The sequence below is a fragment of the Achromobacter sp. SLBN-14 genome, assembly GCF_006715415.1.
Lineage (GTDB): Bacteria > Pseudomonadota > Gammaproteobacteria > Burkholderiales > Burkholderiaceae_B > Achromobacter > Achromobacter mucicolens.
Map to the genome: position 1 here is coordinate 5,253,253 of NZ_VFNE01000001.1, position 23,692 is coordinate 5,276,944.

A 23,692-nucleotide genomic window follows, 5' to 3' on the forward strand; every position below is an offset into this window, starting at 1 on the left:
CGCGCCGGCCTGGCCGGCGTTCTTGGAGAAACACAATGAGTCATTTTCTGGACCGGTTGAAGTTCATGTCGCGGGTGAAGTCCACCTTCGCGAACGGTCACGGCGAAACCGTCAACGAGGACCGCAAGTGGGAGAACGCCTACCGCGCCCGCTGGCAGCACGACAAGGTGGTGCGTTCCACCCACGGCGTGAACTGCACCGGCTCCTGCTCCTGGAAGGTGTATGTCAAGAACGGCCTGATCACCTGGGAAACCCAGCAGACCGACTACCCCCGCACCCGTCCCGACCTGCCCAACCACGAGCCCCGCGGCTGTCCTCGTGGCGCGTCGTACAGCTGGTATGTTTATTCGGCGCAGCGCGTGAAGTACCCCATGATCCGCGGCCGCCTGGTCGAAATGTGGCGGGAAGCCCGCAAGACGATGGACCCGATCGCGGCCTGGGAATGGATCAGCCAGGATCCCAAGCGCGCCAAGCGCTACAAGTCGGTGCGCGGCCTGGGCGGCTTCGTCCGCGCCGATTGGGACACCGCCACGGAGATCATTGCCGCGGCCAACGCGCTCACCATCAAGAAGTACGGCCCGGACCGCGTGATCGGGTTCTCGCCGATTCCCGCCATGTCGATGGTCAGCTACGCCGCCGGCGCCCGCTACCTTAGCCTTTTGGGCGGCGCCTGCCTCAGCTTCTACGACTGGTACTGCGATCTCCCCCCCGCCAGTCCTCAGATCTGGGGCGAACAGACCGACGTGCCCGAATCGGCCGACTGGTACAACTCCACCTACCTGATGGTCTGGGGCTCGAACGTCCCGCAGACCCGCACCCCGGACGCGCACTTCTACACCGAAGTCCGCTACAAGGGCACCAAGACCGTGGCCGTGTCCAGCGACTTCGGCGAAATGGTCAAGTTCGGCGACATCTGGCTGGCGCCCAAGCAGGGCACCGACGCCGCGCTCGCCATGGCCATGGGCCACGTCATCCTCAAGGAATTCCACCTGTCGGGCAAGTCGGCCTACTTCACGGATTACGTGCGCCGCTACACCGACATGCCGATGCTGGTGCAGCTCAAGGAACGCGACGGCTTCTACGCCCCTGACCACTTCCTGCGCGCCTCGCAGCTGGACAACGCGCTTGGCGAACAGAACAACCCCGACTGGAAGACGCTGGTGCTGGACGAGTCCACCGGCGATCTGGTGGCGCCCAACGGCAGCATCGGCTTTCGCTGGGGCGAGGGCGCCGTCAACGGCGGCGAAAAGGTCGGCCGCTGGAACCTGGAATCCAAGGATGGCGGCTCGGGCCGCGAAATCGTCCCCACGCTCAGCCTTCTGGACAAGTCCGACGACGTGGTCGGCGTGGGCTTCCCGTACTTCGGTAGCGAACACGACGAGCTGCTGGTGCGCAACGTGCCCGCCCGCCGCATCCGCCTGGCTGACGGCACCGACGCGCTGGTGGCTACCGTGTATGACCTGCAGATGGCCAACTACGGCCTGGATCGCGGCCTGGGCGGCGGCAACGTCGCGTCCTCTTACGATGACGACGTTCCCTACACGCCCGCCTGGCAGGAAAAGCACACCAGCGTGCCGCGCGCGCAGGTCATCCAGGTGGCGCGCGAGTTCGCCCAGAACGCGCACGACACCGAAGGCAAGTCCATGGTCATCGTCGGCGCCGGCCTGAACCACTGGTACCACATGGACATGATCTACCGCGGCATCATCAACATGCTGATGATGTGCGGTTGCGTGGGCAAGAGCGGCGGCGGCTGGGCGCACTATGTGGGCCAGGAAAAGCTGCGCCCGCAGTTCGGCTGGGCCCCGCTGGCGTTTGCCGCCGACTGGGTGCGCCCGCCGCGCCAGATGAACGGCACCTCGTTCTTCTACGCCCATACCAGCCAATGGCGTCACGAAAAGCTGAATGTGCAGGAAGTGCTCGGCCCCACCGCCGACCGCGCCAAGTACAGCGAACTCAGCATGATCGACCTGAACGCCCGCGCCGAGCGCATGGGCTGGCTGCCGTCGGCGCCGCAGCTGCGCACCAATCCGCTGGACGTCGTGGCACAGGCCGACAGTCTGGGCAAGGATCCCGTCGCGCACGCCGTCGAACAGATGAAGTCGGGCGAGCTGCGCATGTCCTGCGAAAACCCGGACGATCCCGCCAATTTCCCGCGCAACATGTTCGTGTGGCGCTCCAACATCCTGGGCTCCAGCGGCAAGGGCCACGAGTACTTCCTGAAGTACCTCCTGGGCACCCAGAACGCCGTGTTCGGCGACGAAGCCGACGCCATCAAGCCGTCCGAAGTCACCTTTGAGGACGACGCCGCCGAAGGCAAGCTCGACCTGCTAACCGTGCTGGACTTCCGCATGAGCACCACGTGCCTGTACGGCGACATCGTGCTGCCCACCGCCACCTGGTACGAAAAGGACGACCTCAACACGTCCGACATGCACCCCTTCATCCACCCGCTCAGCGAAGCCGTGCAGCCGCTCTGGGAAAGCAAGACCGACTGGGAAATCTACAAGCTGCTGGCCAAGAAGTTCAGCGAAATCGGCGGCCCGTACCTGGGCAAGCGCCGCGACCTGGTGCTGACCCCGCTGATGCACGACACCCCGGGAGAACTGGGCCAGGCCTTCGAACCCAAGGACTGGAAGCTCGGCGAATGCGACCTGATTCCGGGCAAGACGGCGCCGTCCATGACGGTGGTCGAGCGCGACTACAACGATATTTACCGCAAGTTCACGTCGGTGGGTCCGCTGCTGGACAAGCTGGGCAACGGCGGCAAGGGCATCAACTGGAACACCCAGCACGAGGTCCACGAGCTGGCCGGCATCAACGACAGCGTCACCGAAACCGGCGTCAGCCAGGGCCGTCCGCGCCTGGATACGGCGATCGACGCGGCCGAGATGATCCTGACCTTCGCACCCGAGACCAACGGCCATGTGTCGGTCAAGGCTTGGGAAGCGCTGGGCAAGATCACCGGACGCGACCACACGCACCTGGCGGTCGGACGCGAACACGACAAGATCCGCTTCCGCGACATCCAGGCGCAGCCGCGCAAGATCATTTCGGCGCCTACCTGGTCCGGTCTGGAAAGCGAAGAGGTCAGCTACAACGCCGGCTATACCAACGTCCATGAACTGATCCCATGGCGCACCCTGACCGGCCGCCAGCAGTTCTACCAGGATCACCGCTGGATGCTGGACTTTGGCGAAGGCTCCTGCGTGTACAAGCCCGCCATCGACACCAAGACGGTTGCGCCCATGCTGGGCAAGTACCCGAATGGCGAAAAGGAACTGGTCCTGAACTGGATCACGCCGCACCAGAAGTGGGGCATCCACAGCACGTACTCGGACAACCTGCGCATGCTGACCCTCAGCCGCGGCGGCCCCCACGTGTGGGTGTCCGAAGCCGAGGCCAAGCAGGCCGGACTGGTCGACAACGACTGGGTGGAAGTGTTCAACGTGAACGGCACGCTGACCGCCCGGGTGGTGGTGAGCCAGCGCGTGCCGGTTGGCATGTGCCTGATGTACCACGCACAGGAAAAGATCGTGAACGTGCCGGGCGCTGAAACCAGCGGCAAGCGCGGCGGCATCCATAACTCGGTCACGCGCACGGTGCTCAAGCCCACGCACATGATCGGCGGATACGCGCAGCAGGCCTACGGTTTCAACTACTACGGCACCGTGGGCGCCAACCGCGACGAGTTCGTGGTCGTGCGCAAGATGAAGAAGGTGGACTGGCTGGAAGGCCCGCTCGTCGAAGAACTGCAACAAGAAGAGAAGCAATCATGAGGATACGCGCCCAAATCGGCATGGTGCTGAACCTGGACAAGTGCATTGGCTGCCACACTTGCTCGGTCACCTGCAAGAACGTCTGGACCAGCCGCGACGGTGTCGAGTACGCATGGTTCAACAACGTTGAAACCAAGCCCGGCATCGGCTATCCGAAGGAATGGGAAAACCAGGAAAAGTGGAAGGGCGGCTGGAGCCGCACGGCCGCCGGCAAGCTGGAACCGCGCCAAGGCGGCAAGCTGCGCATCCTGGCCAACCTGTTCGCCAACCCGAACCTGCCCGCCATCGACGACTACTACGAGCCGTTCACCTACGACTACGAGCACCTGAAGAACGCGCCGCTGTCGCAGACGCCGCCCACCGCGCGTCCGGTGTCGGTGCTGACGGGCAAGAAGATGGACAAGATCCATTGGGGCCCGAACTGGGAAGACGACCTGGGCGGCGAATTCAGCTCGCGCAGCCGCGATGCGCTCTTCGAAGGCGTTCAGAAAGAGATGTACTCGACGTTCGAGAACACCTTCATGATGTACCTGCCGCGCCTGTGCGAACACTGCCTGAATCCGGCCTGTGTCGCCAGCTGCCCGTCCGGTTCCATCTACAAGCGCGAAGACGACGGCATCGTCCTGGTTGATCAGGACAAGTGCCGCGGATGGCGCATGTGCATCTCGGGCTGCCCGTACAAGAAGATCTACTACAACTGGAACAGCGGCAAGGCCGAGAAGTGCACGTTCTGCTATCCGCGCATCGAGGCCGGCCAGCCGACCGTGTGCTCGGAAACCTGCGTGGGCCGCATCCGCTACCTGGGCGTGCTGCTGTATGACGCCGACCAGATCGAAAATGCCGCCGCCACCGCGAACGAGCAGGATCTGTATCAGTCGCAGCTCGACCTGTTCCTGGACCCGCATTCACCCGAAGTGATTGCCGCGGCGCGCGAGCAGGGCATCCCGGAATCGTGGCTGGAAGCCGCGCGCAATTCGCCCGTCTACAAGATGGCCGTCGAATGGAAGGTGGCCTTCCCGCTGCACCCCGAATACCGCACGCTGCCGATGGTCTGGTACATCCCGCCGCTGTCGCCCATCCAGACGGCCGCCGAGTCCGGCAAGATGCCCCAGCGCACCGTGGGCAAGAGCGGCATGATCCCCGACGTGTCGACGCTGCGCATCCCCGTGCGCTACCTGGCCAACCTGCTGACCGCCGGCAAGGAAGCGCCGGTGCTGCAAGCCCTGGAACGCATGCTGGCAATGCGCGCGTTCAAGCGGTCCGAGACCGTCCACGGCGAACGCGACACGGCCCTGCTGGATCAGGTCGGCCTGACCGAGGAAACGGTGCAGGACATGTACCGCATCATGGCCATCGCCAACTACGAAGACCGCTTCGTCGTGCCCAGCAGCCACAAGGAAGTGGTCGAAGACAGCTTCAACGAGAAGGGAAGCTGCGGCTTCACCTTTGGCAACGGCTGCTCGGGCGGCGTGTCGGAAGGCACCCTGTTCGGCCGCAAGCCGCAGGGCAGCGAGATCTTCATCGAAATGCCCAAGTCGCGCAAGAAGGCCGTTTCGGCCTGAGGAAAGGAGAACACCATGAGCCTGTACCGACTGCTTTCCGCCATGCTGTGCTATCCCGAGCCGGAGCTGCTGGACTACCTGGGCGAACTGGAAGAGGCCCTGGCGGCCTATCCGGACGCCGAGGAAACCCTGCAACCCCTGGTCAGCTACCTGGCCTCGAACGACCTGATTCCCCTGCAAGAGAACTACGTCGCCACCTTTGACCGCAACCGCTCGCACTCGCTGCACCTGTTCGAGCACGTCCACGGAGAAAGCCGCGACCGTGGCCAGGCGATGGTGGACCTGCTGGAAACCTACCGCGCGCACGGCTTCGAGCCGATGGTGTCGGAACTGCCGGACCACGTGCCGCTGTTCCTGGAATTCCTGGGAGTCATCGATCCCGACACGGCCCAGGAGCTGCTGGACGAAGCCATCCACGTGCTGGCGGCCATCGGCGCGCGCCTGGCCAAAAGCGAAAGCTCCTACGCCTGCGTCTTTGCCGTGCTGCGCGCCCAGTCCCGCGTGATTCCGCGCGTGCAGACCGAGGCGCCGGTGCGCGACATGGACGAGGCGATGGAGGCCCTCGGGGCCGGCCCCGACGGCGTGGAACCGCTGCTGCGGCCGTTTGCGGGAGGCGGGGTGCAGACCGTGCACTTCCATCCCCGTTCCGCCGCGACTCATTAATGCCCAGGACGACGCATCATGAACTCCCTGAATCAGTTTCTTTTCGGCATCTATCCGTACATCGCACTGACGATCTTTCTGCTCGGCAGCCTGGCGCGTTTTGAGCGCGAGCAATACACCTGGAAATCCGACAGCTCGCAACTGCTGCATCGCGGCCAGTTGCGGCTGGGGAACATCCTGTTCCACATCGGCATCCTGGGCCTGTTCTTCGGGCATCTGGTCGGCCTGCTTACCCCCGTCATCGTGTGGGACACGCTGGGCGTTTCGCACTCGCTCAAGCAGATGGTTGCGATGGTGGCGGGCGGCGTGATGGGCGGGCTGTGCCTGATCGGCCTCTTGATCCTGATCCACCGCCGCCTGACCGACCCCCGCATCGCCCACGCCACGCGGCCGGGCGACAAGATCCTGCTGCTGTGGATCCTGGTGACGCTGCTGCTGGGGCTGTCCACGATCGTGCTGTCGGCTGGCCACATGGACGGCGAAATGATGGTGCACCTGATGACCTGGGCGCAGCACATCGTCACGTTCCAGGGCGACGCCGCCAGCTACCTCGCCGGCGTGCCGCTGCTGTTCAAGGCGCACCTCTTCATGGGCCTCACGCTTTTCGTGATCTTCCCGTTCACCCGTCTGGTGCACGTCTGGAGCGGTTTCGCGTCGGTGGGCTACCTGGGCCGCGCCTGGCAACTGGTCCGTCCGCGCTGATTCCCCGTCTTAGGAGCCGAACATGCCTGTCATCGTCAACGGCGTCGAACTGAACGACGCGGATCTCGAACGTGAACTGCCCTTGCACGCAGAAGCCGGCAATCCCATGCGCGAGGCCGTCACGGCCCTGGTGCTGCGGCGCGTCCTGCTGGACGAGGCCGGCCGGCAGGGCCTGGATGTGTCCGACGAGGAAAGCGCCATTGGCGCCTTGCTCGCCAGTCAGGCCCCGGCGCCCGAAGCCGACGACGCCGCTTGCCGGCGCTTCTACCAGATGCACCCCGAACGCTTCATGGTGGGCGAACTGGTCGAGGCCGACCACATCCTGTTCCAGGTCACGCCCGACGTGAACCTGGACATGCTGAAGGCGCATGCCAACGTGGTGCTGGCCGAGCTGCTGGCCGACCCGTCGCGGTTCGCCGAGGTGGCCCGCGAACAATCCAGTTGCCCGTCCGCGGCCGTCGGCGGCAACCTGGGTCAACTGGGGCGCGGCGACACCGTGCCGGAATTCGAACGCGCGGTGTTCGCGCTGCCTTCGGGCGGGTTGCTGCCGCAGTTGCTGCAGACGCGGCACGGCCTGCACATCGTGCGCGTGGTTCGACGTGTCGAAGGGCGGCTCTTGCCCTACGAACACGTGGCCAAGCAGATTGCCACGGCGCTCACGTCCATGAGCCGCGATACCGCCTGGCGGCAATACACCAAGCTGCTGGTCGATCGTGCCAAGATCTCGGGCATCGATCTGGACGACGGCGAACCCGAGCGGGTCTTCGCCGGGAGCGCCGCATGATGGACGAGCCAGCCCCCGCTGCCCTGGCGGACGGCTTCGGCCGCCGCATCGACTATCTGCGCGTTTCGGTCACCGATCGTTGCGACCTGCGGTGCAGCTATTGCCTGCCCAAGGATTTCAAGGGTTTCGAAACGCCGGCCAACTGGATGACCCACGACGAAATGGCCCGGCTGGTCGGACTGTTCGTGAGCCTGGGCGTGGCCAAGGTCAGGCTTACGGGCGGCGAGCCGCTGCTGCGCAAGGGTGTTGCCGGGCTGGCCGCCACCATCGCCGCCATGCCCGGGCTGCGCGACCTGTCCGTGTCCACCAACGCCACGCAGCTATCGCGCCATGCGCAGTCGCTGCGGGCAGCGGGGGTGGACCGTCTGAACATCAGCCTGGACACGCTGGACGCGGCAGCGTTCTCGCAGATCACCGGGCGCGATTGCCTGGATGCCGTGCTGGCTGGATTGTCGGCCGCGCGGCAGGCGGGCTTTTCCCCCATCAAGCTCAACAGCGTGGTGCATGCGGCCACGCCGGAATCCGAAGTGCGCCGCCTGCTGTCCTATGCGGTGGAGCAGGGCTTCGTGCTGAGGCTGATCGAGCCGATGCCGATGGGCGAGTGCGGCCGCGGCTTTACGCACACCGACCTGAACGCAATGGGCGCGCGCCTGGCCGCCGATGCCGGGCTGGTGCCGTCGCTGGCCGAATCGCGCAACGGCCCGGCGCGCTACTGGACCAGCGGGCAGGGCGCGCCCGTGCTGGGCGTCATCACCCCCATGTCGCGTCATTTCTGCGCCACCTGCAATCGCGTGCGGTTGGGCGTGGACGGCACCTTGTATCTTTGTCTGGGTCAGGAAGACCAGGTGCCGCTCGGACGGTTGCTGCGCGCGGGCGCCAGCGACGCTGACCTTGTTCAGGCCATCCGGGCGGGCATCGCCGCCAAGCCGGAGCGCCACGAATTCAATGCCCGGCCCGAACGCATCGTGCGCTTCATGTCGCAAACGGGAGGCTGACATGCAGGATCTTGAACGACTGGTTGGCGGCTTCCAGCGCTTTCAGCAGCAGTACTACGAAGACGCGCCGTCGCTGTATCGCAACCTGCGCGACGGCCAGCATCCCAGCACATTGCTGATCGGCTGTTGCGATTCCCGCGTGGACCCGGCCATGCTGCTCGGTTGTGATCCCGGCGACATCTTTACCGTGCGCAATGTGGCCAATCTGGTGCCCCCGTGCAGCAAGGACCGCGGCCTTCAAGGCGTCCTGGCGGCAATCCAGTTTGCCGTCGAACAATTGCAGGTCAGCCGCATCATCGTGCTGGGACACGCCCAGTGCGGCGGAATCCGCGCACTGATGGAGCGCGGCATCCGCCGCGACGGCGAGACCGACTATCTTGGGCGCTGGATGGACATCGCCGAACCCGCGCGCGAGCAGGTGCTGCGGCAGATGCCGGACGCCACCAAGGAAGAGCGCCGGCGCGCGTGCGAACAGGCTTCCATCCTGATCTCGCTGCGCAACCTGGAGGACCTGCCGTTCGTGCGGCGGGCGGTCGACGCGGGAAGCCTGTCCCTGCATGGGTGGTATTTCGACCTGGTGGCGGGCGCTTTGCTGGCATACTCCCCGCGGGCGGACACGTTTTTGCCCATCGTATGTCCCTTGCTGACGGAACCCGCACTCGTATGACTCCCGTATTCGGTATCGCCGGCCGCTCCGGCAGCGGCAAGACCACCCTGATCGAGGCCATGCTGCCGCTGCTTGGCGCGCGCGGCCTGCGGGTGAACGTCATCAAGCACAGCCATCATGATTTTCAGATGGAGCCCCCCGGCAAGGACAGCGCGCGCTTTCGGACTGCGGGCGCGCAGGAAGTCATGATTGCCTCGCCATACCGGTATGCCATCGTGCATGAACTGCGCGACACGCCGGAACCCACGCTTGAGGCGCAACTGGCGCGCTTGTCGCCCGCCGATCTGGTGCTGGTCGAGGGCTTCAAGCAGGCCGCGATTCCGCGCATCGAGGTCTACCGCCCCGCGCTGGGCAAGCCGCCGCTGCACACCGAAGATCCTTCATTCCTGGCCGTCGTGACGGATGCGCCGCTTGAGATCGCCTTGCCCTGCCTGCCCCTGAACGACCCCGCCCAAGTTGCCGATTTTCTGTGCCGCACCCTCGGTTTGGCCTGATCGCATGGGGCTAAAACGCGCGCAATCGCGCCGGAAGGCGGGCGGGAAGCGACTACACTGATACCCGATCCGCGCTTTTCGCCCCGACACCCATGAAGTCCTCGAATACCGCCACTCCCTCCGACGTGCTGCCGTCGCCCCGGCACCGGCTGTCCACGCGCATCGTGGCAAGCTCGCTGCTGGCGTTGGTCGTGGTGCTGTCCATGGTGAGCTGGACGCTGTGGCTGTCCTGGCAACTGGAAGGCGCGGGCGCTGCCATCAACGATACCGGCAGCCTGCGGATGCGGGCCAATCGCGTCGCCGTCGAACTGATGCGGCCGCAGGCCGGGCGCGAAGTGCGCACTACCGAACAAGTTGCGATTCTGGACGACACCATTGCGCGCCTGGCGCGGGGCAATCCCGCGCGGCCGCTGTTCATTCCCAACGACAACGCGATACGCGCCCAATGGCACGACGTGGCCGCGTATTGGCGCGACATCATGAAGCCTGCGGCGCTGCGCGCCATTGGCCAGCCGGACGCATCAAGCTACCTGGAAACGCTGCCCGAATTCGTGGCGCGCGCCGATACGCTGGTCCGGATGATCGAACAGGACAACGCCGGCAAGACCACGTCGCTGCGGCTGTCGCAGGGCGTGTTGGCGGCAATTGCCAGCGCGGGCACGCTTGCCATGATCTACCTGCTGTATCTGTGGATCATTTCGCCGGTGCTGCGCCTGCGCGACGGCCTGCAGCGCATGGCCGACCGCGAGTTCAGCACGCGACTGCCGGTCGAAAGCCAGGACGAGTTCGGCGTGCTGGCCCGCGGCTACAACCGCATGGCGGACGAACTGCAGGACCTGTACACCAGCCTGGAGCAGCGGGTGGAACAGAAGACGGCGCAGCTGGCCGCGCAGAACCGCGACATCGGGGCGCTGTACGACATGGCGGCGTTCCTGAACCAGCCCAATGAAATCGAAGCCATGTGCGATGGCTTCCTGCGCCGCGTGATGCTGCAGTTCGATGCCGAAGCAGGCAGCATCCGGGCGCTGGATCCCAACAACGAAAAACTCAACCTCGTGGTGTCCGTGGGCCTGTCTGAAGAATTGGTCGAGTCCGAACACTGCATGAAGGTCGACGACTGCTATTGCGGTGTCGCCACGCGCAAGGCGGGCGTGATCGTCATCCAGGACTTCCGCCAGTCGCCACCCGAGCTGGATCTGAACTGCCAGCGCGAGGGCTTTGCCAGCGTGGCGGTGTTCCGTATCGTGACGCGCGACGAAGTGCTGGGTTCGTATTCGCTGCATTTCCGCACCCACCGCCGGCTGGCCGCGTCCGAGTCGCAACTGCTGGAAACGCTGGGCCAGCACCTGGGCGTTGCGCTGGACAACCGGCGCCTTAGCGCGCAGGCGCGCCAATTGGCAGTCGTGCAGGAGCGCGGGCTGGTGGCGCAGGGCCTGCACGACAGCCTTGCCCAAGGCCTGAATTTCCTGAACCTGCAATTGCAGATGCTCGATGCCGCCATCAAGCGCGGCGACGAAGAAGAAGTCAGCGAGATCCTGCCGCTCTTGCGCACCGGCGTGGACGAAAGCTACCAGGACGTGCGCGAACTGTTGACCAACTTCCGCAGCAAGTTGTCGCAGGGCGACCTGCAAGCCGCCATCGAGGACACGGTTTCGCGTTTTCGCCGCCAGACCGCCATCGAGACCGACCTGACGTTTACCCAGGGCGAGGGCGCGCCGCTGCAGCCGGAGCAGCAGTTGCAGGTGCTGTTCATCCTGCAGGAAGCGCTGTCCAATGTGCGCAAGCACTCGGAAGCCAGCCGCGTGCGGATCGCCGTTGAGAACGGCCGGGATTTCACCTTGCTGATTTCGGACGACGGCCAGGGCTACGACCCGGCCGACGTCGCCGAACGGGGCGAATCCCATGTCGGCCTGCACATCATGCGCGAGCGCGCCGCCCGCATGCGCGCCGTGATAAAACTCGAATCGCAGCCCGGCGCCGGCACGCGCGTGGCGCTCACCTTGCCTGGCGCCGAACGCCAGGCAGCCTGACATCCTTGCCCATCATGACCATCCGCATCCTGCTCATCGACGACCACACCCTGTTCCGCTCCGGTGTCCGCCTGCTGTTGCAGCGCCAACCCGACTTCGAGGTCGTGGCCGAGGCGGGCGACGGCGTCGAAGGCATAAAACGCGCCAAGGAGCTCAAGCCCGACGTCGTGCTGCTTGACCTGAACCTGCCCGGCCTGTCGGGTCTGGAAACACTGCAGCTGCTGACGCAGGACCTGCCCAATTGCGCGGTCATCATCCTGACCGTCTCGGAAGAGGCCGACGAGCTGGGCCAGGCGCTGCGCGACGGCGCTCGCGGCTATCTCGTCAAGAACATCGACGCGGACGCGCTGGTGTCCGCCATCCGCCGCGCCGCCAACGGCGAAGCCGTCATTGCCGACAGCATGACGGCCAAGCTCGTCGAGCAGTTCCGCGGCCAGGCCAGCCAGACGCCGCCGCCGCCGCCCGGCTCGGCCGAGCGCCATCGTCTTACCGCGCGTGAAACCCAGATCGTGCAATGGCTGGCGCGCGGGGCCAGCAACAAGGTCATCGCGCGCGAACTGGACGTGAGCGAAAGCACCGTGAAGATCCATGTGCAGAACGTGCTGAAGAAGCTCAACCTGACGAGCCGTGTGCAGGTCGCTGTCTATGCCGTGGAGCGCGGCCTGTACACCGAGGAATAGGCCGCACAAAAAGGCGCCGCGCGCGCCACGCCGTTTGATTTTCGACAAGGCCCGGGGGACGGGCGGCCCATAGACTGGCCGTCATGCAAACTCGAACCTCTCCCATAGAGCTCGTGGCCCCGGCAGGCAGTCTGGCCGCCTTGAAAGCGGCGATCGAAGCGGGCGCCGACACCGTCTATCTCGGGCTCAAGAACGCCACGAACGCCCGCAATTTCGCCGGGCTCAATTTCACCGAAGCCGACATCCGCGCCGGCGTCGAACTGGCGCATCGCCACAACCGGCATGTGCTCTTTGCCATCAACACCTTTGTGCAGGCAGGCCGCATGGCCGAATGGCAGGCCGCCGTCGATGCCGCCCACGACCTGGGCGCCGACGCCGTCATCATGGCCGACCCGGGACTGCTGGCCTATGCTAGCGACCGCTATCCGGACCTGCGGCTGCATCTGTCGGTGCAGGGCTCGGCCACCCACGCGGACGCCATTGAACTCATGAAAGAGCAGTTCGGCATCCGCCGTGTGGTCCTGCCGCGCGTCCTGACGCTGACGGAGATTGCCCGCATCTGCGCCAACGTCAGCGTCGAAGTCGAGGTCTTCGGCTTCGGCAGCCTGTGCGTCATGGCCGAGGGCCGCTGCCTCTTGTCGTCGTACGCCACCGGCGATTCCCCCAACAACAAGGGTGTCTGTTCGCCCGCGCACGCGGTGCGCTGGGTCGAAGAAGACGGCCGCATGGACGCGCGCCTGTCGGGCATCCTCATCGACCGCTACGAACCGGGCGAGCCCGCCGCGTATCCCACGTTGTGCAAGGGGCGCTTCGAAGTGGACGGACAAGCCGACCACGCCCTCGAAGAACCCACCAGCCTGAACGCCATCGGCCTGTTGCCCAAGCTGGCGGAGATGGGCGTATCGGCCATCAAGATCGAAGGGCGCCAGCGCAGCCCGGCCTATGTCACGCAGGTGGTGTCCACGCTGCGCGCCGCGCTGGACAGCGTGCATGCGGACGCATCGCGCTTTTCTCCGCGCCCCGAGTGGAACGCCATGCTGGCGCGCCATGCCGAGGGTTCCCAAGTCACACAAGGCGCTTTCGAACGTCCATGGAAATGACCCCCATCCCATTTCAGATTTCTGTCGGCCCCTTGCTGTACTACTGGCCGCGCCAACGCACCATGGATTTCTACGCCGCGCTGGCCGAAAGTCCTGCGGACATCATCTACGTGGGCGAGACCGTCTGTAGCCGGCGTCACGAACTGCGCGCCGACGATTGGCTTGAACTGGCGCGCGACTTGCGCGCAGTGGGCAAGACGGTGGTGCTGTCTGGCCGCACCTTGATCGAGACGGGCGCCGAGGCCAGCGCCTTGAAGAAGCTTTGCGACCAGCAGGATTTCATGGTCGAGGCAGGCGAGTTGGGCGCGGTGCGCCACCTGAGCGGCCGTGGCTTTGTCGCCGGTCCGCACATCAACGCCTACCATGGGGGCACGCTGGCCTGGCTGGCCAATCGCGGCGCTGTGCGCTTCGTCGCGCCGCTTGAAATGGACGGCACCACGCTCGAGCGCCTGCTGCAAGAGCGTCCCGCTGGTATGCAGGCCGAAGTGATGGTGTGGGGCAGGATGGCGCTGGCGTTCTCCGCGCGCTGCTTCACGGCCCGCCACTTCCGCCTGAAAAAGGACGATTGCGGCTTTCGCTGCATCGAGCATCCCGATGGCCTGGACATGCGCACGCGCGAATCGCGCGAGTTCCTGGGCATCAACGGCATCCAGGTTCAATCGGCCGCCTGCCTGGACCTGTTGGCCGAAGCGCCGGAACTGGCGGGAATGGGCGTCGATGTGCTGCGCGTCAGCCCGCAATCGGCGGGCACGCTTGAGGCCATCGCCGCGCTGGACGCGATGCGGCAAGGCGCCAAGCCCGAGCCGGTGTCGCCACCCGCGGGCATCGGCCGCTGCAACGGTTACTACTACGGCAAGGCCGGCATCGGCCTCGAGGAGGCCGTCGCATGAGCGCCGCCCTGAATTTGCCGCCTGTGTTCGCCAAGCTGGGCCGCCGCGTGCCAGGCCCGTTTGTGTCGCTGCATTTCGTGGCGGGGCTTGAGCTGGCGCGCCGGCTCAAGTGGCTTGAGCCACCCGCGGAACTGAACGGCCGCAGCTTTGCCATCACCGTCGAAGACCTGGGTCTGCGCAGCAGCTTTGTCGTGCGCGATGGTGCATTCCGGCCCCTCTGGAACCGCGGGTCCACCGGCGCCGCGGAGCTTGAACTGGGCGCGAAGCTGGCGGACTTCCTGGCGCTCATGCGCGAGGAAACCGATGCCGACACCTTGTTCTTCCAGCGCCGCCTGCGTATCTCCGGCGACACCGAACTGGGGTTGATCGTCAAGAACTGGCTGGACGCGGCGCCCCGGCCAGCGTGGCTGCAACGCATGACTGCCGCAAACAGCGGCATGGCGGGTGGGGCAGGCGGCTGATCTCCCCGCTGTTCAAGCACGCCGGCCTTCCATGCGGCGTGCCACGCGCGATAGCGCCAGGCTGGCGGCCAGATACAGCAGCGCCACGGCCAGATAAACCTCGACGTGATATGGGCGCCAGTCGGTGCCCGCCACGACTGCCTTGGCCGCGCCCAACACGTCAAACACCCCAATAATGCTGACCAGCGACGTGTCCTTGACCGCGCCCACAAACACGCCCAGCGCGGCGGGCGAGGCGATGCGGCGGGCCTGTGGCCAGATCACGCACGCATAGGCCAGCGCGGGCCGCATGCCCAAGGCGCGCGCAGCCATCATCTGGCCGGGCGGAATTGCCTGCAGCGCGCCGCGCAGCACTTCGGCCAGCACACAAGCGGTATGCAGGGTCAGCGCGGCCAGCGCCATGCTGAACTTCGACACGCCACCACCCAGCAGCATGGGCAACACAAAGGACGCGAACAGCAGCTGGGTCACCAGCGGCACACCGCGTACCGCTTCGATCAGAACGGAGGCGGCCAGTGAACCGGCCGGGCTGCCCGACCGGCGAAGCAGGGCGAGCGCGAAGGCGAGCGGCACGGCCGTAACCAGCGCTGCTATCGCCAGGATCAACGTGACGAGCAGTCCGCCCCAGCGTTGCGGGCCAATGAGGTCGCCGCCCCACGGCCAGCCCGTCAGGGCTGCCACGGTAATGTTTGATAGTGCAGTCAATAGGGCAATGCGTAGGCCCGCCGGCACGCGACGTGCGCCCAGGAAGACGGCAATGGCGGCCAAAAGCGCCAGGCACGCGGTCAGCGCCGGCCCCCGGTGCGCTTCGGACATGGTGCCGTAGAACAACAGCGGCAGGTTTTCGCCCACGGCGGCCCAGCAGGCGCCTGCCGCCTTTGCGCAGGTCGCCGGATCGCCCCACCACACGGCGCGTAGCACTGCCCAGTCGATCAGTAACCAGGCCACGGTGGCCAGCAGCAATGTCAGAACGGCCGACATCGCTTTGCGTCGAAGCGTCCTGGCCTTGCCCCCAGCGCCATCCCAGAATGCCCGGTCACCCAGGCGCACCCCGTGCGTGTCGCCCGGGCCGTGTCGGGTATTGCGCGCATTCCAGGCGGAGAGCCCGCCGCCCAGGCAGACCGCCAACGTCAGGTAAATGGCCATGGCGAGCGCAATGCCTTCCAGCGCCAGTCCGGTTTGCGTGATGGCCGTGTTGATGACGGCCATCAGCTCCTGGTAGCCGATTGCGATGGCGAGCGTGCTGTTCTTGACGAGCGCCAGGCATTGGTTGGCATACGGCGGCAGCGCGACGCGCGTGGCGTAGGGCGCGATCACCAGCCGGAGCACCTTGTAGGGCGTGAGGCCCATGGCCTGGCCGGCTTCGACCAGGCCAATGGGAACTGCGCGTACCGCGCCGCGCACGATGTCGGCGATGTAGGCGGCGTGAAAGACCACGAGGCCGATGGTCAAGGCGGCGAACTCGATGCTGGGTTGCCAGCCGCCCTGCAAGCCGAGTCCGCGTTTGACGGGAAGGTCGACCTGCATGGGCGGCAATAGTGCCCACGCGATTCCGGCGGCGGTCAATATTGCAGTCAACGCGGCGGTGAACGCAGCATGGGTCCACCGGCGGCGGGCTCGCCACCCCAGCGCCAGCGCGGCCAATGCCACGCCCGCATAAGACAGCCAGCCATGCAGCGCGGGCAAGGCCAAGCCGCGATTGGACAGCAGCACGGAAGGCAGCGGCGACCATGCTTGCCGCAAGTCAGGCAGGCGCAGCAGCAACCCATACCAGACGAAGAGCTGCAACAGCACGGGCGTATTTCGCAAGGGGGCAATGACAAGGGCGGCGACGCGCGCCGCCAGCGGGTTGGACGACAACCCCATGAATCCCAGGCCCGCGCCCAGGACGGTCGCCAGCGGTATTGCCACGAAGGCGACGGTCAGCGTATTGACCAGTCCCGCCGCAAGCGACATCCAGTAAGGATCTTCGGGCCTGACATTGAGCAGGCTTTCCGAGATGCGGAATCCCGCCGGCTGAAGCAGGAAGCCGAACCCGCCCTGGATACCGCGCGCGGCCTGCACCGATTCGATGTGCAGCACCAGCATGGCGGCCATTGCGCCCAGTCCCAAAACCCACGCCAACGCAGGCAGCCAGCGGCGCCACGGCGCAGTCAACGGGAAGGGGAACGTGGTGGCGGTCATGGCGGGTCGTGCGGCAGAAGAAATAACAAGAAGGGCGGACCCGGCGGCCCGCCCGCTAATCATCATGAAGTGCGCATCAAGCAATGCGCATCAAGCAACGCGCATCAAACGATTTGCGTCACGCGATATGCATCGCGCGATAGGCATCAAGCGACAAGCGTCACTGGAACGGTGGCGAATACAGCAGGCCGCCCTTGTTCCACTGCGCATTCAGGCCACGCTCTAGTTTGAGCGGCGTGGCTGCGCCCAGGTTGCGGTCCCACACCTGGCCATAATTGCCCACGGCTTTGATGGCGTTTCGTGCCCAGGTTTCGTCCAGGCCGAAGCTCTTGCCAATGCCGGGATCCGCGCCCAGCAGGCGCCGCACCTGCGCGTCGCTGCTTTGTGCCTGGCTGTCGGCGTTCTGGGCGGTGATGCCCAACTCCTCGGCGGCGACCAGCGCGTTGACCGTCCAGCGCACGATGGCGGCCCAGTTCGGGTCGTCCTGGCGTACGAAGGGGCCGAGCGGTGATTTGTTGATGCGCTCGGGCAGGATGATGAAGTCGTCCGGCTGGCTGGCGCGCGCCGCGCGGCTGGCGGCCAGCGTGGACGCATCCGACAGGTAGACGTCGCAGCGTCCTGCATAGAAGGCCTGTTCAAGCTCGACCAGATTCTCGATAACGACGGGCCGATAGGAAAGTTTGTTCTTCTTGAAGTAGTCGACCAGGTTTTGTTCGTTCACCGTGCCGGGCTGCACGCAAACCTGCGCGCCTTCCAGTTCGGTGGCGCTCTTGACGCCCAATTTGCGCGGCACCAAAAAGCCCTGTCCGTCGTAGAACACGATGCCGGCGGACACGATACCCAGCCCGGCGTCGCGGCCCGAGGTGATCGTGGTGTTGCGGTTCAGCACGTCGATCTCGCCGGACTGCAGGGCCGGAAAGCGCTGCTGCGAACTCAGCGGCACGAAGCGGGTCTTTTCCGGATCGCCCAGCACGGCGGCCGCAAGCGCGCGGCACAGGTCCGCGTCAAGGCCGGTCCAGCGGCCTTGCTTGTCCGCGATCGACAAGCCTGCCGAGCCCTGGCTGACGCCGCAGACCAATTCACCGCGCTTCTTGATGGTGTCCACCGTGCTGGCTTGCGATGTGCCCGCAAGCGTCATCGCGGCGGCCACGCCCGCGGCCTTGAATAGATGAATCAAACGCATGCTGTTCCCAAGGTTGTTGTGTGCAAGAGAGGCACGAATTCTATGGGCGGGGCGTGGCTTGCCGAGCGACTTAATACGCATATCAATATGAAAACTAAGCCTTATCCAGATGCGCGTCATATACCTAGAATGCCCGCATGCCGGATGGTCTGGCGGAGTAGGTTGCGCATGGCGTGGCAGGACGAATTCAGACAGATCTTTCCCATCACGCACGGCAAGGCATACGCCAACATTGCGTACACCAGCCCGTTGTCGCCGCGGGTGTCGGACGCGGTGGCTGGCTTCTTTGACAGCATCACGCATGCGCGCAGCGACAAGCCGCAATGGCTGCGCGATGCCGACGCGTTGCGTGTGCGGCTGGCGCGGCTGATCGGCGGCGACGCGCGTCGTCTGGCTTTTACCAAGAACACCACCGAGGGCTTGAACACGGTCGCGCAAGGACTGGCCTGGCAGGAAGGCGACAACCTCATCGTCGACGACCAGGAGCATCCGTCGAACGCCTTGCCATGGCTGAATCTGCGCCGGCGCGGCGTGCAGGTGCGTGTGGCGCAGGCGCGCGCGCATCGCTTTACAGTGGACGACCTGTGGCAGCACGTCGACGCCCGCACGCGTTTGATTGCGGTGTCCTGGGTGCAGTACGGCACCGGACTGCGAACGGACATCCGGGAGCTGGGACGCCGCTGCGCCGAACGCGGCATCTGGCTGGTGGTCGACGGCATTCAGGGCGCGGGCCTGCTGCGCGCCCAGGTGGACGACTGGCACGTCGATGCGTTTGCGTGCGGCGCGCACAAGGGCATGTTGGGACCGCTGGGGGTAGGGCTGCTGCACGTGTCGCCGCGGCTGCTGGCGGCACTGGATCCGCGCTACGTCGGCCCGTCCGGCGTGACCACGCTGGACAAGTCCGGCCTGCAATGGCAGGTGGCGGTATCTGACGCGACGGATGCGCGCCGGCTGGAAACCGGAAACCTGAACTATCCCGGCCTTGCGGGCTGGGCGGGAGCGCTGGATCTGATCGAACTGGCCCGGCCCGAGCGCATCGAGCCGTGGGTGCTCGAGCTGTCGCAGGCGCTGAGCGATGGACTGCGAAGCCTTGGGGCGCAGGTCGTGTCGCCACCGGGCGATGACGCGCGCAGCACGACGACGGCGCTGCGCGTGGCCGATCCCGCGGCCGCGCTAGCGCACTTGACGCGGGCGGGTGTCGTGGCAAGCGTCGTGGAGTATGGTTACGTGCGCCTGTCTGTCGGCGCTTACAACAACCATGAAGACATCGAACGCATTCTGCGCGCCGCGCGCGCATTTGCGGCCTGATCTGAATTTTCAATCACGCATTTACCGGAGAGACTGATGACTGAAGCGAAGAAGCCCAACTGGCGCCTGGAAACCGTGGCTGTCCACGGCGGCTACCGGCCCGATCCGACCACGCGCGCGGTGGCCGTGCCCATCTACCAGACGGTAGCCTACGCGTTCGACGACACGCAGCACGGCGCGGACCTCTTCGACCTGAAGGTCGCGGGCAACATCTACACCCGCATCATGAATCCGACCACCGACGTGCTGGAGCAGCGCGTGGCGGCCCTGGAAGGCGGCATCGCCGCGCTGGCGCTGGCCTCGGGCCAGGCCGCCGTAACCTACGCGATCCTGACCATTGCCGAAGCCGGCGACAACATCGTGTCGTCCAGCACGCTGTATGGCGGCACCTACAACCTGTTTGCGCACACGCTGCCGCAGTACGGCATCACCACGCGCTTTGCCGATCCGTCCGACCTGGCCGCCTTCGAGGCGCAGATCGACGACCGCACGAAGGCCATCTTCGCGGAATCGGTTGGCAACCCCCTGGGCAACATCACCGACATCGCCGCGCTGGCCGAGCTGGCGCATCGCCACGGCCTGCCGCTGATTGTCGACAACACCGTGCCGTCGCCGTACCTGCTGCGTCCCATCGAGCATGGCGCCGACATCGTGGTGCAGTCGCTGACCAAGTATCTGGGCGGACACGGCACCAGCTTGGGCGGCGCCATCATCGACTCGGGCAAGTTTCCGTGGGCCGAGCACAAGGCGCGTTTCAAGCGTCTGAACGAGCCGGATGTGAGCTACCACGGGGTGGTGTACACCGAGGCCTTCGGACCGGCCGCGTACATCGGACGCGCCCGGGTGGTGCCGCTGCGCAACACGGGCGCCGCGATCTCGCCGTTCAACTCGTTCCAGATCCTGCAGGGGATCGAGACCCTGGCCCTGCGCGTGGACCGCATCGTGGAGAACGCGGTCAAGGTCGCCAGCTACCTGCGCGAGCATTCAAAGGTGGAATGGGTGAACTACGCGGGCCTGCCGGACCATCCCGACCATGCGCTCGCCAAGAAGTACCTGGGCGGCAAGGTGCCGGGGCTTTTCACGTTTGGCGTGAAGGGCGGCCGCGAGGCCGGCGCGCGCTTCCAGGATGCGTTGCAGCTGTTCACGCGACTGGTCAACATTGGCGATTCCAAGTCGCTGGCGACGCATCCGGCGTCCACCACGCACCGCCAGCTCAATGCCGAGGAACTGAAAAAGGCCGGCGTGCGCGAGGAAACCGTGCGCCTGTCCATCGGGATCGAGCACATCGACGACCTGATCGCCGACCTGGACCAGGCGCTGGCGCAGGTCTGACCCCGGGCGGTTTCGACAGGAAAAGCGCGCTATTTCCGCGCGCTTTTTCCGTTGGCCGCGCAGACCAGGTCGCGCAGCCGGCGCTGCACCGGGTCGCGCGTGACGGGGGCATTGCGAATGCCCGCCACCGGAATCGATTCGACGATCGCCCCGGTGGCGTCGTTGCCCGCGTGGTGCAAGACCTCGGTGACCGTATACGTGTTGGCGCTGCAGTTCATCGTCACCGGCTGGGTGACCGAGCCGTAGGGCTGCCCGTTGGCCTCGGAAATCCGGGGCTGGGCGTAGAACCAGCCCACGGTCACTGCCCGGACAGCCGGATTCTCCGACACGGCGCGGATCGAATGGCTGTCGTAGAACACCCCCGGCATCGCCTGCGGGTCGACCGGCACCCATGCCGGATCGTTGGCGGCGGCGCCGTGCGCGATCGGGCTGCCGCTAGCCGCGACAAACAGGGCCAGGGCGAATAGGGCAGAGGGAGGCCTTGCGGTCATGGGCGGTTCCGTGGTGTCGGGGCAGGGGCGCGCGTCCGGCAAGACGTGAGCATGCGTTACGCCAGTATAGAGAACCGGGCGCAACGCGCTATAGTTTCGTCCGTTCGATAAATGGCTGGCGGCGCGGGGGGCTGGCATTATGCCCAGCATGCCTGGACCCAAGACCATCAGACTCGTGGCCGCCGGCCTTGCGGTCATCTCCGCCGCCCTGCTGGCCCGGGGCATCTATCAGATCATCCCAATGGGCGATCCGCTGCCGCGCAGCGAGTTCGTGGGAGAGCTGAACGGGCCCGCGCTGGCGTCATACTCGCGGGTTGCCATCCAGCGTTTCGGCGAGCGCCAATTGCTGACCGGCCAACTTCTGGTCACGGCCAAGGACATCGAGGGCCTGGCGCAGGCGCCCGTGCTGGATACGCAGGTTCCGGCCCTGAAGGAACGCCTTCAGAAGCAGCGGATCCGGCTGGCGCAGGCCGGCGCGATCACCACGCTGGCCCACGGCCAGGGCGATCTGGCCCTGACCATGCTGCAGACCGGCCGCACCACCACCGACGCCCGCAACCTCATTTATGGGGGCCACGGCACGGGTGTGTTCGAGCTGCTGGGCTCCATCAGCGGCGATACCGGCGTGACCCTGATCGGCGCGCCGGGCGGCCAGCCTCTCTACCTCATCACCAGCACGCTGCGCAGTTCGGGCGAAGGCGATCAGCCGCCCGCCTGGGACACCCTGCGTTCGGACGACCTGGGCGCGACCTGGACCTATGATCCCGACGTGACGCTGGGCGTGCCGCAGCAGCACACCGCCTTTCTGACCGACCAGCTGGCGATTGCGCTGGAGCACCATGAGACCGGCGTGCGCCTGCTCTATAGCTGCGACGGCGCCAAGCGTTGGGCGGCGACCCGGCTCAAGGAACAGGTCTGGCCGGATTCGGCCGCCTTCGAACGCAGGTTTGCCGAGACGGCGGAGCGGGACCGCAAGGCCTACGGCGTCGAGCAGCTTGGCTATGGCTGGTCGTTGTATCCGCTGGACGAGACGCGCGCGGTGGGCTGGAGCTGGCGCACGCGGGTGCGTCCCGAAGGCCAGGAGGCGCCCCAACTGATCGAAACGCGGCGCTTCGAGGTGCAATTCCAGGAAGGCGCCTCGCCGGCGTTCCGCATTACCCCGGAGGTGCCCCGGGTTCCGTCGCAGGATGCCCATGCGCTTTTGACGCGTGACCAGCCCGTGTTCGAGACCGAGGGCGACAGCATCTACCAGCTGGACAAGCCGGGGATGGCCTGGGTGAAGCGGTCGCGATCGCCCGATGTGCGCGGCGCCTCGTCCTGGATCGGGCAGGCGTGGTTCGGCCGCAATGCGTGGGTCATCAAGACCTATGCCGAGCATCTGTTCTCGGGCGCCGACTACACCAAGACCTATTTCTACAGCCGCGACAAGGGCCGCTCCTGGCGGCCGTTCCAGTTGTCGCATGCGCAGGAGCGCGGGCTGCTGGGCCTGGACCAGACGGGCGACGCGCTGTTGACGCTTGCCGAGCGCGGCGGCAAGACCGTCATCCAGCGCTATCCGCTGGACTGAGTCGAAACGCGGATCCCGCGCCGGCGGCTAGTCGGCCACCACGTACTCGGGATAGCGCTTGCAGATTTCCGCGACCTGGCTGAGCGTGCCGGACAGGTGCTCGCGTAGCACCTGCTGCGCCCGCGCCGGGTCCTGCGCTGCGATCGCATCCAGCAGGCGCTGATGATCGTCCAGGATGCGTTCGGCCTTGCCGGTTTCGGGCAGATGCAGCCGGCGCAACCGGTCCAGATGGCCGCTGTAGCGCTGCGCCATCTCCCACAGGCTGGCCACACCGGCGGCTTCGTGCATGTCGCGGTGAAATGCCTGGTCCGCGTTGATGAACTGCTGGTATTGCCCGCTGGCATGGGCGGCGCGCTGCAGGTCGATGGAGGACTGCAGGCGCTGGAGCAGCAGCGGGTCGGCCCGCTGGGCCAGCAGGTGGACGATTTCCAGCTCCAGCGAGCGGCGCAGGAAATGCGCCTGGCGCGCGGCGGCGATGTCGATCCGGCTGACCACCGTGGTGTGCTGCGGATAGATTTCGACCAGCGCTTCCTCGGCCAGGCGCATGAGCGCGTCGCGGATGGGCGTCTGGCTCAGTCCGTAGCAGTCCGCCAGCGTGACGCGCGACAGCGGCGCGCCGGGCGCGAGCTCCAGCGAGATGATCTGGCGCCTCAGATGGTCGAAAACCTGGGGGGCCGCATGGCGGGAGCGATCCAGTCTGAGCTTTTGGCTTTGCATCAGGTAAGCGTGTCCGGGTCCCGCGTGGGGAAAGGCTGATAACGAATGTAGCAGTGTAGCGGGTTTTCACCTAGCTGACGCACTAATGTATTAGTGTTTAAAT

20 protein-coding genes are annotated in these 23,692 nt (G+C 65.9%); 16 read left to right on the forward strand and 4 right to left on the reverse strand.

Going from position 1 to position 23,692, the window contains the following annotated elements:
• Nucleotides 1-35 precede the first annotated feature (35 nt).
• The 13 genes from FBY20_RS24050 to FBY20_RS24110 all read left to right on the forward strand — a co-directional run bounded on the left by FBY20_RS24050 (nt 36) and on the right by FBY20_RS24110 (nt 14,807).
• Nucleotides 36-3,779, forward strand: coding sequence for a nitrate reductase subunit alpha (locus FBY20_RS24050; RefSeq protein ID WP_142055007.1), 3,744 nt, complete (start codon nt 36-38; stop codon nt 3,777-3,779).
• Nucleotides 3,776-5,341 (forward strand): nitrate reductase subunit beta, encoded by a 1,566-nt coding sequence (gene narH, locus FBY20_RS24055; RefSeq protein ID WP_056318344.1) that lies wholly within the window; start codon nt 3,776-3,778, stop codon nt 5,339-5,341. The genes FBY20_RS24050 and narH overlap by 4 nt, the downstream gene beginning before the upstream one ends.
• Before the next feature lie 15 nt (nt 5,342-5,356).
• Nucleotides 5,357-6,004: a nitrate reductase molybdenum cofactor assembly chaperone gene (gene narJ / locus FBY20_RS24060; RefSeq protein ID WP_142055009.1), complete on the forward strand. Its 648-nt coding sequence runs from the start codon at nt 5,357-5,359 to the stop codon at nt 6,002-6,004.
• Nucleotides 6,005-6,022: 18 nt separating this feature from the next.
• Nucleotides 6,023-6,706 carry a respiratory nitrate reductase subunit gamma gene (gene narI, locus FBY20_RS24065; RefSeq protein WP_056318352.1) on the forward strand — a complete coding sequence of 228 codons (684 nt, stop codon included), beginning with the start codon at nt 6,023-6,025 and terminating at the stop codon, nt 6,704-6,706.
• A 22-nt stretch (nt 6,707-6,728) separates the two neighbouring features.
• The gene (locus FBY20_RS24070; protein WP_142055012.1) at nt 6,729-7,490 is read left to right on the forward strand and encodes a peptidylprolyl isomerase; all 762 of its coding nucleotides are present in this window, start codon (nt 6,729-6,731) and stop codon (nt 7,488-7,490) included.
• Nucleotides 7,487-8,485: a GTP 3',8-cyclase MoaA gene (gene moaA, locus FBY20_RS24075; protein ID WP_142055014.1), complete on the forward strand. Its 999-nt coding sequence runs from the start codon at nt 7,487-7,489 to the stop codon at nt 8,483-8,485. Before FBY20_RS24070 ends, moaA begins: the two co-directional genes overlap by 4 nt.
• Nucleotide 8,486: 1 nt before the next feature.
• Complete coding sequence (locus FBY20_RS24080) at nt 8,487-9,152, forward strand: carbonic anhydrase (RefSeq protein ID WP_056318361.1); 666 nt, start codon at nt 8,487-8,489, stop codon at nt 9,150-9,152.
• Nucleotides 9,149-9,646, forward strand: coding sequence for a molybdopterin-guanine dinucleotide biosynthesis protein B (gene mobB, locus FBY20_RS24085; protein WP_056318363.1), 498 nt, complete (start codon nt 9,149-9,151; stop codon nt 9,644-9,646). Before FBY20_RS24080 ends, mobB begins: the two co-directional genes overlap by 4 nt.
• A gap of 92 nt (nt 9,647-9,738) precedes the next feature.
• Nucleotides 9,739-11,676 (forward strand): type IV pili methyl-accepting chemotaxis transducer N-terminal domain-containing protein, encoded by a 1,938-nt coding sequence (locus FBY20_RS24090; protein WP_056318366.1) that lies wholly within the window; start codon nt 9,739-9,741, stop codon nt 11,674-11,676.
• A 14-nt stretch (nt 11,677-11,690) separates the two neighbouring features.
• Entirely contained in the window at nt 11,691-12,356 is a 666-nt protein-coding gene (locus FBY20_RS24095) for a response regulator transcription factor (protein WP_142055016.1), read from the forward strand.
• 83 nt (nt 12,357-12,439) lie between these two features.
• A complete protein-coding gene (locus tag FBY20_RS24100; RefSeq protein WP_056318371.1) occupies nt 12,440-13,456 on the forward strand; it encodes a peptidase U32 family protein in 1,017 nt (338 codons plus the stop codon).
• Nucleotides 13,453-14,346, forward strand: coding sequence for a U32 family peptidase (locus tag FBY20_RS24105; protein WP_235512626.1), 894 nt, complete (start codon nt 13,453-13,455; stop codon nt 14,344-14,346). Before FBY20_RS24100 ends, FBY20_RS24105 begins: the two co-directional genes overlap by 4 nt.
• Nucleotides 14,343-14,807, forward strand: coding sequence for an SCP2 domain-containing protein (locus tag FBY20_RS24110; RefSeq protein WP_056318374.1), 465 nt, complete (start codon nt 14,343-14,345; stop codon nt 14,805-14,807). The genes FBY20_RS24105 and FBY20_RS24110 overlap by 4 nt, the downstream gene beginning before the upstream one ends.
• Before the next feature lie 12 nt (nt 14,808-14,819).
• Here the strand turns inward: FBY20_RS24110 and FBY20_RS24115 are convergent, their stop codons facing one another.
• Together FBY20_RS24115 and FBY20_RS24120 are read right to left on the reverse strand one after the other, a co-directional pair.
• Nucleotides 14,820-16,991 carry an ABC transporter permease subunit gene (locus FBY20_RS24115; RefSeq protein ID WP_056318378.1) on the reverse strand — a complete coding sequence of 724 codons (2,172 nt, stop codon included), beginning with the start codon at nt 16,989-16,991 and terminating at the stop codon, nt 14,820-14,822.
• A gap of 160 nt (nt 16,992-17,151) precedes the next feature.
• Nucleotides 17,152-18,174 (reverse strand): amino acid ABC transporter substrate-binding protein, encoded by a 1,023-nt coding sequence (locus FBY20_RS24120; protein ID WP_142055018.1) that lies wholly within the window; start codon nt 18,172-18,174, stop codon nt 17,152-17,154.
• A 168-nt stretch (nt 18,175-18,342) separates the two neighbouring features.
• Between FBY20_RS24120 and FBY20_RS24125 the strand changes: the two genes are divergently transcribed.
• Nucleotides 18,343-19,482, forward strand: coding sequence for an aminotransferase class V-fold PLP-dependent enzyme (locus tag FBY20_RS24125; protein ID WP_142055020.1), 1,140 nt, complete (start codon nt 18,343-18,345; stop codon nt 19,480-19,482).
• Nucleotides 19,483-19,518: 36 nt separating this feature from the next.
• Nucleotides 19,519-20,814: an O-acetylhomoserine aminocarboxypropyltransferase/cysteine synthase family protein gene (locus FBY20_RS24130; protein WP_128828269.1), complete on the forward strand. Its 1,296-nt coding sequence runs from the start codon at nt 19,519-19,521 to the stop codon at nt 20,812-20,814.
• 29 nt (nt 20,815-20,843) lie between these two features.
• On the opposite strand, the gene FBY20_RS24135 is transcribed toward FBY20_RS24130, so the two are convergent.
• Nucleotides 20,844-21,305: a surface-adhesin E family protein gene (locus FBY20_RS24135; protein WP_235512614.1), complete on the reverse strand. Its 462-nt coding sequence runs from the start codon at nt 21,303-21,305 to the stop codon at nt 20,844-20,846.
• Between the two features lie 148 nt (nt 21,306-21,453).
• On the opposite strand from FBY20_RS24135, the gene FBY20_RS24140 reads away from it, so the two are divergent.
• Nucleotides 21,454-22,872: a hypothetical protein gene (locus tag FBY20_RS24140; RefSeq protein ID WP_142055022.1), complete on the forward strand. Its 1,419-nt coding sequence runs from the start codon at nt 21,454-21,456 to the stop codon at nt 22,870-22,872.
• A 27-nt stretch (nt 22,873-22,899) separates the two neighbouring features.
• Here FBY20_RS24140 and FBY20_RS24145 read toward each other — a convergent pair whose 3' ends face one another.
• Entirely contained in the window at nt 22,900-23,589 is a 690-nt protein-coding gene (locus FBY20_RS24145; RefSeq protein WP_142055024.1) for a GntR family transcriptional regulator, read from the reverse strand.
• Between the last annotated feature and the right edge of the window lie 103 nt (nt 23,590-23,692).

Excerpts from the sequence above, each read along its gene's own strand:
- FBY20_RS24050 (WP_142055007.1), top strand. The coding sequence starts at position 36 with ATGAGTCATTTTCTGGACCGGTTGAAGTTCATGTCGCGGGTGAAGTCC.
- narH (WP_056318344.1), top strand. The coding sequence starts at position 3,776 with ATGAGGATACGCGCCCAAATCGGCATGGTGCTGAACCTGGACAAGTGC.
- narJ (WP_142055009.1), top strand. The coding sequence starts at position 5,357 with ATGAGCCTGTACCGACTGCTTTCCGCCATGCTGTGCTATCCCGAGCCG.
- narI (WP_056318352.1), top strand. The coding sequence starts at position 6,023 with ATGAACTCCCTGAATCAGTTTCTTTTCGGCATCTATCCGTACATCGCA.
- FBY20_RS24070 (WP_142055012.1), top strand. The coding sequence starts at position 6,729 with ATGCCTGTCATCGTCAACGGCGTCGAACTGAACGACGCGGATCTCGAA.
- moaA (WP_142055014.1), top strand. The coding sequence starts at position 7,487 with ATGATGGACGAGCCAGCCCCCGCTGCCCTGGCGGACGGCTTCGGCCGC.
- FBY20_RS24080 (WP_056318361.1), top strand. The coding sequence starts at position 8,487 with ATGCAGGATCTTGAACGACTGGTTGGCGGCTTCCAGCGCTTTCAGCAG.
- mobB (WP_056318363.1), top strand. The coding sequence starts at position 9,149 with ATGACTCCCGTATTCGGTATCGCCGGCCGCTCCGGCAGCGGCAAGACC.
- FBY20_RS24090 (WP_056318366.1), top strand. The coding sequence starts at position 9,739 with ATGAAGTCCTCGAATACCGCCACTCCCTCCGACGTGCTGCCGTCGCCC.
- FBY20_RS24095 (WP_142055016.1), top strand. The coding sequence starts at position 11,691 with ATGACCATCCGCATCCTGCTCATCGACGACCACACCCTGTTCCGCTCC.
- FBY20_RS24100 (WP_056318371.1), top strand. The coding sequence starts at position 12,440 with ATGCAAACTCGAACCTCTCCCATAGAGCTCGTGGCCCCGGCAGGCAGT.
- FBY20_RS24105 (WP_235512626.1), top strand. The coding sequence starts at position 13,453 with ATGACCCCCATCCCATTTCAGATTTCTGTCGGCCCCTTGCTGTACTAC.
- FBY20_RS24110 (WP_056318374.1), top strand. The coding sequence starts at position 14,343 with ATGAGCGCCGCCCTGAATTTGCCGCCTGTGTTCGCCAAGCTGGGCCGC.
- FBY20_RS24115 (WP_056318378.1), bottom strand. The coding sequence starts at position 16,991 with ATGACCGCCACCACGTTCCCCTTCCCGTTGACTGCGCCGTGGCGCCGC.
- FBY20_RS24120 (WP_142055018.1), bottom strand. The coding sequence starts at position 18,174 with ATGCGTTTGATTCATCTATTCAAGGCCGCGGGCGTGGCCGCCGCGATG.
- FBY20_RS24125 (WP_142055020.1), top strand. The coding sequence starts at position 18,343 with ATGGCGTGGCAGGACGAATTCAGACAGATCTTTCCCATCACGCACGGC.
- FBY20_RS24130 (WP_128828269.1), top strand. The coding sequence starts at position 19,519 with ATGACTGAAGCGAAGAAGCCCAACTGGCGCCTGGAAACCGTGGCTGTC.
- FBY20_RS24135 (WP_235512614.1), bottom strand. The coding sequence starts at position 21,305 with ATGACCGCAAGGCCTCCCTCTGCCCTATTCGCCCTGGCCCTGTTTGTC.
- FBY20_RS24140 (WP_142055022.1), top strand. The coding sequence starts at position 21,454 with ATGCCTGGACCCAAGACCATCAGACTCGTGGCCGCCGGCCTTGCGGTC.
- FBY20_RS24145 (WP_142055024.1), bottom strand. The coding sequence starts at position 23,589 with ATGCAAAGCCAAAAGCTCAGACTGGATCGCTCCCGCCATGCGGCCCCC.